Here is a 13,072-nt window from a genome sequence, read left to right on the forward strand (position 1 = left end):
CGAAGTAGTCCTGGTACGTGAACGGCGGCTCGGCGCTGAACGCCTCATTCGACTCCCTGCGGCTCGTTCATCGATTCAGCTCGGAATGCCGGAGGAAGCGGGGGTCTGCGCGGAGGCGAGCGAGCGTCGCCGCTCTCCTCCCCTTCCCGCCTCGTCCTCGACCTCGGCCTGCAGCGACGAGCGCCTCGTACACGGCGCCGTGCAGCGCTCCCACGAGGGAACGCTCGCGCTTGGACAGGTCGGGTCGCTCCCTCTCTCCGTGCCGGCGCGCTCGCTCGAGGCCCGCCTCCAACGCCGCCGGCGACACGAGGCCGTCGAACAGCTCCACCCAGCCGCTCCCGACCTCCGCGGCGAGGGCCCGCGTCGATCCGGTCGCCGGGACCAGGATCGTCTTCCGCGCGCCGAGGGCGAGCAGCGCGGCTCCGGAGTTGTAGAGGTACTTGTACGGCAGGGTGACGAGGTCCGCGCCTGCCAGGAGCTCGTCCAGCTCGGCGTCGTCGATGTGGCCGAGCCGCAGGTGGACGCGACCGTCGGCTCCGACCGCTCTGCGCACCTCGTCGGCGTACTCGGGGACAGCGGCCGCGCCGGCGATGACGAGTTCGCCGTCGGTGAGTGCGCTGAAGGCCGCGATCAGCTCCTCGAGTCCCTTGTAGGGCCGGATCTGCCCGAAGAACAGGATGCGCCGACCCGCTTCACGGGGGCCCGGGACAGAGGCCGACTCCGGATAGGCGCCGTGCAGGACGACGACTCCCCGGTCCAGGTCGTTCTCGTCGGACTCGTTCAGATAGATGCGGACGTCCGTGAGACGGTCCAGCCAGCGCGCGAGGAGAGTCTCGACGGCACTGCCCGATTCGTGCGGTCGGAGGTTGTGCATCGTCACGACGACCGGCGTCCCCGACGCGAGCAGCCGGGCGATGAGCCCGAAGGCGAGGGCGGACTTCAGCCAGCGGCGCGGGCCGCGCGGGGCACGGAAGAGGTACTCCGGCCAGTGCACGTGGAAGACGTCGTAGCGCCCGAGAAGGGCACGTCGCCAGGTGAACGCGACCGGTTCCACCGACGCCGGGAACGAACCGACGAGCAGCTCGATGTAGGGGTTGCTCGAGCCGGAGAAGTCCTTCACGGAGAAGAGCGCCCGGATCATTCGCGTGCTTCTCCTTCGTTCGTCTCTTCGGCGGACCGCCCCGGGCACCACGAGACGACCTGGGAGAGGGCACCACGGCCTGTGATCGGACCGCGACACGCCCGCTTCGGCGACGGAGCGGACGACCTCGGCCGGCGAGGGATGGTCTGACGCTACCAGTCGGGTTTCTCGAGGTCCGTCACCCGCCGCCCCCGTCAGAGTTCGGTGATGACGATCTCCGAGAAGCGAGTCACTCCTGCTGTCACCGATCCGAAGGTGAACCGCAGCCGGAAGTGCGTCGCCCACGCAGGAGCGACCCGGTTCCAGGTCGTCTGCTGATAGGTCTTGCGGAAGGGGGCCTGCGCGTTCGCGCCGGCGAGGTCGAGATTCGACACCGGGCGAGCGCTGCTCCGAGCGACGATCGGGATCCCCGACGAGGACACGCCGGTCACGGCGACGAAGGATTCGGACACGTACATCGTGCCCGTCGACGTGGATCCCGCGATGGTGAAGTCGACGCCGTACAGCAGCCCCGCTGTGACGGGGACGTCGATGGAGACCGCCGGACCGGGACCGCCGGCCACTCGGGTCATCAGCAGCTGGTTGCCGCTGGTGGTCAGCGTCATGGACGGGCTGGTGGTGCGGCTCGTCGCGTCGGCGCCGTTGAGGAACGCGTCGACGGGCGCTGCGAGAGAGAAGTTCCCGTCGACGAGCTTGTTCGCCGCCTTCGAATGCAGAATCGACCCCTGCCCCGAACCGCTGCCGTTCCCGTCCGAGGTGACGTGCTGGCTGATACGGACCTTCGCAGTGCCACCGGCGAGATATCCCGATTTCATCTGCGTATTGAACATCGACAGTTGATGGACCTGGATTCCGCCGCCCCACCCTCCTGCAGTGGTCTCGAAGAGGTAGTTGGCCACCGGGACCTGATGGAAGAAGAGGTGTCCGCCTGAGATCGAGATCTGCGCAGCTGTACTCGACCCGGTGACGAACTGCGAGAGCGTGGAGTTCGCGCCGCTCTCGTTGATCTCGATATGCGGCTGGTGCAGGATCACCCGACCCGCGTCGACCTTCACGGCCTGCACGCAGAAGTCGATCGACGTCGAGACGAAGTGCAGCTCGCCGTTCGGGTTGGCGTTGTAGACGCCGAGGGTGCTGGTGCCGATACCACCGCCGATGAACTTGATGTTCTCGCCGTAGTTGACTCTGCCTGCGGGCATGGAAACGGCCGTCCTGCAGCGGAAGATGTGGAAGTTGTAGAAGCTGATCAGGAACGCATCGTTCTCGAAGGACACGCCGGTCCCGAAGCCCGAGATCTCCAGGCCCCAGAGTCCGAGCCCGCGCGTGGTGGCGGCAGTCGTGCTGTCGGTGTTGAACAGGATTCCGGTGCTGGCCGTCGCGGACGCTCCCGGCCCCAGCAGACGGAGTCCGGTGATCGCCGCCCTGTTGTTGGGGTAGCCGGACGTGGCACTGCCGATCACCGTGAGAGCAGGACCGCTGGTGATGGCGGTCGCATTCAGCGGACCGCAGGTGAACTCGAGCGAGATGTACGAGGAGTCGATCACGAGGGTGCGCGTGATCTTGAAGCTCTTCGAGATCGTCAACGTGACCTCTTGGCGAGCGGCGACGAAATAGTCGATCGCGGCGCGGAGCTTGTCCTCGTCAGTGGTCCCGGCGAATTCGAGGTAGTTGTGGATTCCGTTGACGCGGGTCGCAGGTATAGTCTCGTCCGCGGCTTCCGCGGCGGGTGCGGCGACGACGGCGGCCGCGGCCGCGGCCCCTCCGTAGCGGAGGAACGTGCGGCGGGATCCGGGTCCTGTTTCGAGAGTCGTCGTCATCTCCTCATGCTCGGATCATCCCGCCATCGGCTGTCGACGGCCGCACCCCCCGACCGCGGAGGGAAGCAGAGGAGACTCTGTCGTTTTCCTGGAACGACGACGCGGATCCATGGTTCCGCCCCTAGAAGGGGGGCCCAAGGGGCGGATCCTTCTTCACGAGCGGCCGCTCTCACAGGATTGCAGGATCAGCAGCTTGCCGAACGCCAGCACCTGATAGACCACCGCCAGAGTCCACTCGCTCACCCGCCGCGGCTCGTCGACCGAGCCGACCGAGAACGGTGTGCGCAGGCAGCGAGACGCGATCGTGCGGACCCGGGTCACATGCGGAGTGGAGGTCATCAGTGCCACCGAGGTCCAGTCGTACTCCGAGGAGAGCGTGTTCAGCTCGGAGATCTCACCGCCCGTAGTGAACGGGGAGGGAGTGAAGCAGACGACTCTGACCTCCTCGCCGGCATCGCATTCGGCTCGGGCGAACGAACCGTTCTCCAGGCGCGGAGTCGAGAGCACGAGGGTGACATCCCGGTGCTCCTCGAGCAGAGCGAGCGCACGGCCGACCCTGCGATCAGTAGCAGGACCCAGCACCACGAGCGCATCGGCTCCCCCCACGGGATCGAGAACGGGGCGGACGAAGAGGGGCACCGCCACCGCGGCGAGCAGTGCGACGGCGAGGAGGACGGCGAGCCACGTGCGCCAGAGGATCCGCAGTGAGCGTGCGGCGGATCGATTCGGGACGACTCGTCGGAGGATCGTGCCGACCAGCGCCCCGACCGCCGTGCCCGCGAGAACCGAGAGGAGGCCGTACAGCACGCCACCGACCGACGGCGGAGTGACGATCATCTCGACGGTCGACGCCCCCTCGAGCAGCGCGAGCACTCCGAGTGCGGGGACGAAGGGGCGACGGCTGCTCGAGGCCACCAGCGCGGCTGCCGCCGCTGCAGCCGGTGAGGCGAGAGCGCAGACTGCGATCCCTTCTCCACCCAGGGCGTGGACGAGACCAGTCGGATCATGGGAGCGGGCGATCCGGACGAACTGCCGCGAGGAGTCCGATCCGAAGGGATCGGCGCAGACGAGCAGGAGCAGAAAGGCGAGGACCGCCGTGGTCCCGGCGACCCGCAGGCGCCACCGGCTCACCGGAGCCTCCCCGGCCGACCGTGTCACGCCCAGCAGCCCGCCTCCGCGGACGCGAGGCGATCGCGCTCGCGTGCGCGCCTGAGGACGGGAAGGACGGGGAGGTCCGAGAAGAGCGTCACAGGAGCGAACACTACCCAGGGGAAGGGACGAGGAGGACCTGAGCGGTCGGGCTTCCGCCGGATCCTCGCCGGCGGGTGGCACGCCGACAGGAGACGATGCGCAGGACTGCGGGTGGACGGGATCGCGACTCCGCCTCAAGCCCTCCGGGCCGGCCTCCGAGCCCGACGCCCCCGGGACCGCGTCCCCGGCGCCGCCTAGTCGTTGCCGAGGATGACGATGGCGGCAGTGGGGGGAAGCGCGTCCTCGTGATAGCGCTCGATCTCGTCGATGGCGGCGGGATCGGCCTGCTGAAGGAAATGGGTGAGTCGCGCGACCTCCTCCGTCTCGCCGATCGAGTCGGCGGCGCGGCGGAGGGCGTAGAGGGCGAGGAGGAAACCGCGGTTGGGTCCGTGGCGCCACGGGATGGGACCCTGGCCGCGCCAGCCGGCGGATCGCAGGAGGTCCAGACCGCGGTGGTAGCCGACGCGGGCGTAGGCGTAGGAGGGGAGGGCCGCGTCGATGCCCCAGACGCTGTCGGCGAGCAGTGCCCAGGCCAGCGGGGAGCGCGGGTGGGCGGCGGCGAGGGCGGCGAATTCGACGGCTCCCGGGTTCGCGTGCTTCGCGAGGGCCGCGGTGACCGCGGGCTCGTCGGGGAGGAGGGTCGGTTCGGGGCCCAGCAGGTTCTCGCCACTCATGCCTCCCAGGCTATCCCGCTCGCGGCTGTGCGGGTCCGGGGTCCGGCCGTCCGGCGCACGACGGTCGTCCCTCCACAGGGGCGTCAGCGGAGGGAGCCGGCCGGTTCGCCGGTCGTCGCCGTCGTGCGCGGGGGTGCCGCCGATAGCATCGACCCATGGCGACGAACCGCAGTGAAGTCGAGGCCTGGCTCACGGACATGGACGGCGTGCTGGTGCACGAGAACAAGGCGCTCCCCGGCGCGCCCGAGCTGATCCAGGAGTGGACCGATTCGGGCACGCCGTTCCTGGTGCTGACGAACAACTCGATCTTCACGCCGCGGGATCTGGCGGCGCGGCTGCGCGGGTCGGGGCTGCACGTGCCGGAGGAGCGGATCTGGACGAGCGCTCTGGCGACGGCGGACTTCTGCGCGTCGCAGAAGCCGGGCGGGAGCGCGTTCGTGATCGGCGAGGCGGGGATCACCACCGCGCTGCACGAGGCGGGCTTCATCATGACGGAGACGGCGCCGGACTACGTGGTCGTGGGCGAGACCCGCAATTACAGCTTCGAGGCGATCACGAAGGCGATCCGCCTGATCGTCGCGGGTGCGCGCTTCATCGTCACCAATCCCGATGCGACGGGGCCGAGCGCCGAGGGCGTGCTCCCGGCGACGGGGGCGATCGCGGCGCTCATCACGAAGGCGACGGGTAAGGATCCGTACGTCGTCGGCAAGCCGAACCCGATGATGTTCCGCTCGGCGATGAACAAGATCGGCGCGCACAGCGAGAACACCGGGATGATCGGCGACCGGATGGACACCGACATCGTCGCGGGCATCGAGGCGGGCCTGCACACCGTGCTGGTGCTGACGGGGATCAGCGACGAGGCCGAGATCGAGCGCTATCCGTTCCGCCCGGACGAGGTGCTGAGCGGGGTGCACGAGCTCCTGTCGTCGGAGCCGCTGGAGTCGGAGTTCCCGCCGGATTCAGCGGTCTGAGTCCCGGCAGCGGGCCGGGCGCCGGTTCCTGACACGGCACCGCGGCTCGCGGGGGTCAGAAGCGGACGTGCTGCAGCACCCAGGCGTGCATCGCGACGGCTGCCGCCGCCGAGGCGTTGATCGACCGGGTCGAGCCGAACTGCGTGATCTCGAGCACGGCCTCCGAGGCGGCGATCGCCTCCTCCGAGAGGCCGGGTCCCTCCTGCCCGAACAGCAGGAGGCAGCGCTCGGGGAGCCGGTAGGTCTCGAGCGGCACACAGCCGGGGACGTTGTCGACGGCGAGGAGGGGCACGTCCGCCTCCGCGGCCCACTGCACGAGGTCGGCCACCGTCTCGTGGTGCTGGACGTGCTGGTAGCGGTCGGTGACCATCGCGCCGCGCTTGTTCCACCGCCGCCGGCCGACGATGTGGACGCCCTCCGCGCCGAACGCGTTCGCGCTGCGGACGATCGAGCCGATGTTCATGTCGTGCTGCCAGTTCTCGATCGCGACGTGGAACGGGTGCCGCGTGCGGTCGAGCTCCGCGACGATCGCGTCCATCCGCCAGTAGCGGAAGCGGTCGACCACGTTGCGCGCGTCGCCACGCTCCAGCAGCTCCGGGTCGAGGCGGTCGTCCTCGGGCCGCTCGCCCTGCCAGGGGCCGACGCCGTTCGTGGTGAGCTCCACGGAGGCGGTGGGTCCGGTCGCGGGGGTCGCCTCGTTCTCCTGCACGACGAGCGATCCTACTGGGCGCTCCGCGGCTCGGCCGGGTGCACCGGGCCGGTGCCCGGCGGCATCCTCCGAGGCCCGAGCGACGGCGCGCGTCAGGCCGCGGGGGTGCCGGCGAGGGAGCCGGTCAGCTCGCCGCCGCCCGCCCGGTCGACGAAGCAGTAGTAGCTGCGCTCGCCCGCGTCCCACTGCTCCTGGGTGACGGGGAACGCACCGGCGACCTGCACGTCGCCGTAGGTCTCGGCCGCGGCGACGTCCACGACGCCCTGCGCCTGGCAGAGCGAGGAGACGGTGACGGCCAGGGCGTCCTGGCCGGGGAACGCCGCGTCGGTCAGCTCCGCGGTGGCGACGAGCTGGGCGGAGTGGGCCCCCGCGCAATCCACGACGGTGAACTCCTCCGCCCAGACGGAGTCGAAGGGCTCGACGCACTCGCCGCCGAGGAGCGCGCTCCAGGCCCAGGTGCCGACGGGCAGCGGTCCGACGGTAGGGAGGGTCGCGGTCGGAGTGGGCGAGGGGGTCGGCTCCGCCGTGGGCGTCTCGCTGACGACCGGGGCGGCCTGCGGCTCGGCCCGGCCGCCGGCGCTCCCGACGGCGATGCCGATCGCGAAGAGCCCGGCGAGGAGGATCACCGCACCCGCCGCGATCAGGCCGATCAGGAGCCGGCGTCGGCTGAGCGTGCGCCATGCGGGCGCTCCGGCGGGCGCCGAGTCGCGCTCGCGGCTCTCGGGTCGGGACCGGGCGGAGCGGCGCTTCCGCGGCGGAGCGGCGTTGACGTGGGCGGCCGCGGGAGCGGTGCGGAAGGGCGCGGGCTCGGCGCGGTCGGCGGGCTCGGCGGCCGGCTCGAGGTTCCACGAGTAGGCGCCGGCGGTCTCGCGCCACAGCTCCTCGTCGCCGCCGTCCTCGTCGGGCTCGTCATGCGGAGCGACGACCTGCTCCCACACGGGCGGCTGGTCCCAGTCCCCGCGCGGGTCGGGCCACTCGTAGACGGCGGGCGGAGTCGGCTCGCGCGGAGTCGGCGGGGTCGCGCCGACCGGGCGTCCGTCAGCGGGGTAGAGGGCGCCGGAGCGGTCCGCCGGGTCGACGTCGGTCGAGGATCCGGCATCGGGCTCGTCGTCCGGCCGGTGGGCGCTGCGCAGTCCGGCGGGGGCGGTCGGCAGGTCGGCGGGAGGGTCGGTGTGCGGCAGGACCGGGCGCACGGAGTCCGCCCCGCGGCGATGCACCTCGGTGCGGCCGGCGTCGGCGGAGGCGTCGGAGCCGGAGCCGTCGGCATCGTCGTCGCGGAGGGGAGCGAAGAACGCGTCGAAGGCGTCCTCGTCGGACACGTCCGCGTCGGAGGCACTCGTGTCGCGGGCAGTCGTCCCACCGGCACCGGTCTCGCGGGCACTCGTCTCGCGGGCACTCGTCTCGCGGGCACTCGCCTCGGGCGCTCCCATGGCGCGGGCTCCCGTGTCGGGGGCTCCCGTGTCAGGGCCCGGAGAGCTCCGTCCCTCGGCGGGGACGCCGTCGCGGCCGGAGGAGCGCTCCGGCTCCGCGACCGTTCCGCGGTCGGCGTCGGCGTCCTGCTCCTCCACCCGAGCGGAGTCGTCCGCGGGTTTCGGGAGGTCGCCGTCGGCCTCCTCGGCGGCGGGCGTCGCGCTCAGCACGGGCTCCCCCGGCCACAGGCCGACCGGAGCGGCAGGGGCACGTCGCGACACCGCGTCGGAGTCGCTGTCGCTCGACGACGGTCCGGCCGCGTCGGCGGAGGAGGCCGACTCGCTCGCAACCCTCCGCTCCTCCGCTGACGCGTGGGCCTCGTCGGCTGCGGGCTCAGCAGGACCGGACGTCTGCTCCGCGCGCGACTCCTCCACGGGAGGGACGGGGCGGGGCGAGTCGAAGATGCTCTTCAGGCGGCCGCCGCTGAGCTGCTGGAGCAGCCACTCGCTGCTGCCGACGGGTCGCTCCGGCTCGGGTCGCTCCGGCTCGGCACGCTCCGGCTCGGAGGTCTCCGATCCGGCAAGCTCGGGCTCGCGGCCCTCCGGCTCGCGGCCCTCGGACCCGCGGCCCTCCGGCTCCGGGTGCTCGCCGCCTCCCGGGCCCCCGCCGCGTCCCCCCTCGTCGACCATCAGCTCAGGCCGAGGTCGGCCAGACCGATCGCGGCGAAGTACGGGTAGCCTGCGTCCTCGATGATCTCGCGGGCCCCGGTCGCGCGGTCGACGACGACGGCGACTCCTGCGATCTCGGCGCCGACCTTCAGCAGGGCCTCGATCGCCTTCAGCGGCGAGCCGCCGGTGGTGGACGTGTCCTCGACGACGACGACGCGCTTGCCCTCGAGGTCGGGGCCCTCGACCTGCCTGCCGCGGCCGTGGTCCTTGGGCTCCTTGCGCACGACGAACGCGTCGTAGGCGAGACCGCGGGCGGCGCCCTGGTGGAGGATCGCGGCGGCGATCGGGTCGGCTCCCATGGTGAGGCCGCCGACGGCGTCGACGCGCTCGATCGGCGCGATGAGGTCGAGCATGACCTGCCCGATCAGCGGCGCGACGCGGTGGTCGAGGCTTACGCGGCGCAGGTCGACGTAGTACGACGCCTTCTTGCCGCTCGTGAGGGTGAAGTCCCCATGGAAGACGGCGTCGGAGCCGATGTACTCGATGAGCTGCTGGCGTGCGTCGGTCACGCGCCTACTCTACGGGGCGGCCCCTCCCCCGCTCGGGAGCGCGCCCGCTGCGGCGTGCTCGCCCGCCTCGTCGCCTCCTCCGCGGAACTGCGTCATGTAGAGCTCGTAGTAGGCACCGCGCTGCTTCAGGAGCGCCTCGTGCGCGCCCTGCTCGACGATCCGGCCCGACTCCATCACCAGGATGGTGTCGGCGTCGCGGATCGTGGAGAGCCGGTGCGCGATGACGAACGAGGTCCGGTCGGTGCGCAGCGCGTTCATCGCGTGCTGCACGAGCAGCTCCGTGCGGGTGTCGACCGAGGAGGTGGCCTCGTCGAGGATCAGCAGCGACGGGTTCGCGAGGAACGCGCGCGCGATCGTGATCAGCTGCCGCTCGCCCGCCGAGACGCTGCCGCCGTCGGCGTCCAGCACCGTGTCGTAGCCGTCGGGCAGCTGGCGCACGAAGCGGTCGACCATGGTGGCCTTCGCCGCGTCGACGATCTCCTCGTCGGTCGCGTCCAGGCGCCCGTAGCGGATGTTCTCGCGGATGGTGCCCTGGAAGAGCCACGCGTCCTGCAGCACCATGCCCACGCGCGAGCGCAGATCGCCGCGCGCGAGGCTCGTGATGTCGACGCCGTCGAGCAGGATGCGCCCTCCGGTGAGCTCGTAGAAGCGCATGACCAGGTTGACCAGCGTGGTCTTCCCCGCCCCGGTCGGACCGACGATGGCGACCGTCTGCCCGGGCTGCGCGGAGAAGGTCAGGTCCTCGATCAGCGGCTGCTCCGGGTCGTACGAGAACGAGACGCCCTCGAACTCCACGTGGCCGTCGGTGCGCTGCGGGAGCGACGCGGTCGCCGTCTCCGGCTCCTGCTCCTCGGCGTCGAGCAGCTCGAACGTGCGCTCGGCCGAGGCGACGCCGGACTGCAGCATGTTCGCCATGCTCGCCAGCTGGGTCACCGGCTGGGTGAACTCGCGCGAGTACTGGATGAACGCGGTCGCGTCGCCGAGCGTCAGCTGACCGGAGGCGACCCGCAGGCCGCCGACCACGGCGATGAGCACGTAGGAGAGGTAGGAGACGAAGGTCATCGCGGGCATGATCATGCCCGAGACGAACTGGGCGCCGAACGAGGCGGTGTAGAGGCTGTCGTTGCGGCGGTCGAACTCCTCGAGCATCTCGCGGTCGCGGCCGAAGGCGCGGACGATCTCGAGCCCGGAGAAGGTCTCCTCGATGTGGCCGTTGAGCGCGCCCGTGTTCTTCCACTGGGCGGCGAAGAGCTTCTGGGAGCGGGCGCCGATCACGCCTGCGATCACGCCCGAGAGCGGGATCGAGATCAGCGCGATCAGCGCGAGCTGCCACGAGACGATGAACATCATCGCGGCGATGCCGATGATGGTGAGCACCGACTGCACCAGCTGCGAGAAGGCCTGCTGCAGCGCCGTCTGGATGTTGTCGACGTCGTTCGTGACGCGCGACATCACGTCGCCGCGCTGCCGGGTGTCGAAGAAGCGCAGCGGGAGGCGGTTGAGCTTCGCCTCGATGTCCTGGCGGAGGTCGAAGACCACCCGCATCACGAGGCCGTTGAGGATGTAGCCCTGTGCCCACATGAGCACCGACGCGACGACGTACATCAGCAGCACGATGATGATCAGGCGGCCGAGGACCACGAAGTCGATGCCCGCGCCGGGCACGATGTCGGTCTTGGCCAGCATGTCGGCGAAGGTGCCGTTGCCCGAGGCGCGCTGCTGCTCGATGATCTGCTCGAGCGGGACGCCGGCGGGCAGCTGCGAGCCGATCACGCCGTTGAAGATCGTGTCCATCGCCTGCCCGAGGATCTTGGGCGCGATGACGGTGAGGACGACCGACAGCGAGACCAGGGCGACCACGAGGACCATCCGAGCGCGCTCGGGGCCGAGCAGCGAGAAGAGGCGCTTGGCCGAGGGCCAGAAGTTCTGCGCCTTGCGGGCGGGCGGCCCGTCCCCGAACATGCCGCCGTCACCCTCGCCGGGCTCGAACTCGGGCTCGGGGGACGTCGTCTCCTCGGGGGCGGTGGTGTCGCGTGTGCGCGCCATCTCAGGACACTCCTTCGACGCTCAGCTGGGATTCGACGATCTCGCGGTAGGTCGCGTTCGTCTCGAGGAGCTCGTCGTGCGTGCCGCGGCCGACGACGCGGCCCGCGTCGAGCACGACGATCTGGTCGGCGTGGCGGATGGTCGACACCCGCTGGGCCACGATGATCACGGTCGCGTCGGTGGTGGCGTCGGCCAGCGACTCCCGCAGCCGCGCATCGGTCGCGACGTCGAGCGCCGAGAACGAGTCGTCGAACAGGTAGACCCGCGGCTTCGCGACGAGGGCGCGCGCGATGCAGAGCCGCTGGCGCTGCCCGCCGGAGACGTTGGTGCCGCCCTGCGAGACCGGCTCGTCGAGCCCGTGCTCCTTGCTCCGCACGAAGTCCTCGCCCTGGGCGATGCGCAGCGCCTCCCACAGCTCGGCGTCCGTCGCGTCGGGGCGGCCGAAGCGCAGGTTCGAGGCGATCGTCCCCGAGAAGAGGTAGGGGCGCTGGGGCACGAGCCCGATCACCTCGGCGAGCTGCGCCCGGTCGAGGGAGGAGACGGGCACGCCGTCGATCGTGACGCTGCCCTCCTGCGGGTCGAACAAGCGCGGCACGAGGCCGAGCAGGGTCGTCTTGCCGGCGCCGGTGGAGCCGACGACGGCCGTGGTGCGGCCCGGCTCCGCGACGATGTCGATGCCCGAGAGCACGGGGCGCTCGGCGCCCGGGTAGCCGAAGACGACCCCGGAGAACTCGACGCGGCCGCGCGCGGGCGTCGGGACTCCGCCCTGGGGCGTGGTGAGGCTGGTGCGGGCGTCGAGCACCTGCTGGATCCGCTCGGCGCAGACGACCGCGCGCGGGATCATCATCACCATGAAGACGCCCATCATCACGGCGGTGAGGATCTGGAGGAGGTACTGCAGGAACGCGGTGAGCGAGCCCACCTGCATCTGACCTGCGTCGACCCGCTGCCCGCCGAACCACAGCACGGCCGCGGTGGCCAGGTGCAGGATCATCATGATCGCGGGGAACATCAGCACGAAGATGTTGCCGACCTTGATCGACACCTCGGTGATCGCCGCGTTGGCCTTGCGGTACCGCTCGGACTCGAACGGCTCGCGCACGAAGGCGCGCACCACGCGGATGCCCGTGATCTGCTCGCGCAGCACGCTGTTGATCCCGTCGATCCGGTCCTGCATGAGGCGGAACAGCGGCAGCAGCAGGAACACCAGGAAGCCGACCACGACGAACAGCAGCGGCACCGACACCCAGACCAGCCAGGAGAGGCCGGCGTCCTCGCGCAGGGCGAAGACGATGCCGCCGACGCACATGATCGGCGCGGAGACCATGAAGTTGAGGGTCATCAGCACGAGCATCTGCACCTGCTGCACGTCGTTCGTGCCGCGGGTGATCAGGGTGGCCGTGCCGAAGCCGCCGACCTCGAGCCCGCTGAGCGAGTCGACGCGGCGGTAGACGTCGCGGCGCAGGTCGCGGCCGACGGACATGGCGGTGCGGGCGCCGAAGTAGACGGCTCCGATCGCCGCGGCGACCTGCACGACGCAGACGCCGAGCATGGTCATGCCGGTGCCCCAGATGAAGTCGGTGTCGCCGCGGCCGATGCCCTGGTCGATGATCTCGGCGTTTAGGCTCGGCAGGTAGAGCGCGGCGAGCGTCGCGACGAGCTGCAGCACGACGACGGCGGCCACCCAGCGCGCGTAGGGCTTCACGTAGGCGGAGGCGAGGCGGAGCAGGATCATGGGTCCTCCGGAGGGGCGGAGCAGGAGCGGGAGGGGAGGGGACCGGGCTGGGGAGCGCGGAGCGCCGGGGAGCCCGTC

The 13,072-nt window shown here is 71.0% G+C and carries 10 protein-coding genes; 1 reads left to right on the forward strand and 9 read right to left on the reverse strand.

The window, feature by feature from the left end:
* Positions 1–67: 67 nt before the first annotated feature.
* The 4 genes from C5D09_RS07915 to C5D09_RS07930 form a co-directional block, all read right to left on the reverse strand.
* Positions 68–1,141, reverse strand: a complete 1,074-nt coding sequence (locus C5D09_RS07915) for a glycosyltransferase (protein ID WP_104262617.1) — start codon at positions 1,139–1,141, stop codon at positions 68–70.
* 194 nt (positions 1,142–1,335) lie between these two features.
* Positions 1,336–2,958, reverse strand: coding sequence for a twin-arginine translocation signal domain-containing protein (locus C5D09_RS07920; RefSeq protein ID WP_104222798.1), 1,623 nt, complete (start codon positions 2,956–2,958; stop codon positions 1,336–1,338).
* A gap of 153 nt (positions 2,959–3,111) precedes the next feature.
* The gene (locus C5D09_RS07925) at positions 3,112–4,089 is read right to left on the reverse strand and encodes an ElyC/SanA/YdcF family protein (RefSeq protein ID WP_104269030.1); all 978 of its coding nucleotides are present in this window, start codon (positions 4,087–4,089) and stop codon (positions 3,112–3,114) included.
* Positions 4,090–4,403: 314 nt separating this feature from the next.
* Entirely contained in the window at positions 4,404–4,883 is a 480-nt protein-coding gene (locus C5D09_RS07930) for a DUF3151 domain-containing protein (protein ID WP_104222800.1), read from the reverse strand.
* Positions 4,884–5,038: 155 nt separating this feature from the next.
* Between C5D09_RS07930 and C5D09_RS07935 the strand changes: the two genes are divergently transcribed.
* Positions 5,039–5,857 carry an HAD-IIA family hydrolase gene (locus tag C5D09_RS07935; protein WP_104225721.1) on the forward strand — a complete coding sequence of 273 codons (819 nt, stop codon included), beginning with the start codon at positions 5,039–5,041 and terminating at the stop codon, positions 5,855–5,857.
* A 55-nt stretch (positions 5,858–5,912) separates the two neighbouring features.
* Here C5D09_RS07935 and C5D09_RS17695 read toward each other — a convergent pair whose 3' ends face one another.
* The 5 genes from C5D09_RS17695 to C5D09_RS07955 all read right to left on the reverse strand — a co-directional run bounded on the left by C5D09_RS17695 (position 5,913) and on the right by C5D09_RS07955 (position 12,994).
* A complete protein-coding gene (locus tag C5D09_RS17695; protein ID WP_104225722.1) occupies positions 5,913–6,566 on the reverse strand; it encodes a TrmH family RNA methyltransferase in 654 nt (217 codons plus the stop codon).
* A 92-nt stretch (positions 6,567–6,658) separates the two neighbouring features.
* Entirely contained in the window at positions 6,659–8,665 is a 2,007-nt protein-coding gene (locus C5D09_RS17935; protein ID WP_219813060.1) for a septum formation family protein, read from the reverse strand.
* Positions 8,665–9,213, reverse strand: coding sequence for an orotate phosphoribosyltransferase (gene pyrE / locus C5D09_RS07945; RefSeq protein ID WP_104222804.1), 549 nt, complete (start codon positions 9,211–9,213; stop codon positions 8,665–8,667). The genes C5D09_RS17935 and pyrE overlap by 1 nt, the downstream gene beginning before the upstream one ends.
* 9 nt (positions 9,214–9,222) lie before the next feature.
* Positions 9,223–11,259: an ABC transporter ATP-binding protein gene (locus C5D09_RS07950; protein WP_104269031.1), complete on the reverse strand. Its 2,037-nt coding sequence runs from the start codon at positions 11,257–11,259 to the stop codon at positions 9,223–9,225.
* Between the two features lies 1 nt (position 11,260).
* Positions 11,261–12,994: an ABC transporter ATP-binding protein gene (locus tag C5D09_RS07955; RefSeq protein WP_104269032.1), complete on the reverse strand. Its 1,734-nt coding sequence runs from the start codon at positions 12,992–12,994 to the stop codon at positions 11,261–11,263.
* Positions 12,995–13,072: the final 78 nt, after the last annotated feature.

Origin of the sequence: Rathayibacter sp. AY1C9 (assembly GCF_002932315.1) — a bacterium.
Classification (GTDB): Bacteria; Actinomycetota; Actinomycetes; order Actinomycetales; family Microbacteriaceae; genus Rathayibacter.

Excerpts from the sequence above, each read along its gene's own strand:
- C5D09_RS07935 (WP_104225721.1), top strand. The coding sequence starts at position 5,039 with ATGGCGACGAACCGCAGTGAAGTCGAGGCCTGGCTCACGGACATGGAC.
- C5D09_RS07920 (WP_104222798.1), bottom strand. The coding sequence starts at position 2,958 with ATGACGACGACTCTCGAAACAGGACCCGGATCCCGCCGCACGTTCCTC.
- C5D09_RS07915 (WP_104262617.1), bottom strand. The coding sequence starts at position 1,141 with ATGATCCGGGCGCTCTTCTCCGTGAAGGACTTCTCCGGCTCGAGCAAC.
- C5D09_RS07930 (WP_104222800.1), bottom strand. The coding sequence starts at position 4,883 with ATGAGTGGCGAGAACCTGCTGGGCCCCGAACCGACCCTCCTCCCCGAC.
- C5D09_RS07955 (WP_104269032.1), bottom strand. The coding sequence starts at position 12,994 with ATGATCCTGCTCCGCCTCGCCTCCGCCTACGTGAAGCCCTACGCGCGC.
- C5D09_RS17935 (WP_219813060.1), bottom strand. The coding sequence starts at position 8,665 with ATGGTCGACGAGGGGGGACGCGGCGGGGGCCCGGGAGGCGGCGAGCAC.
- C5D09_RS07950 (WP_104269031.1), bottom strand. The coding sequence starts at position 11,259 with ATGGCGCGCACACGCGACACCACCGCCCCCGAGGAGACGACGTCCCCC.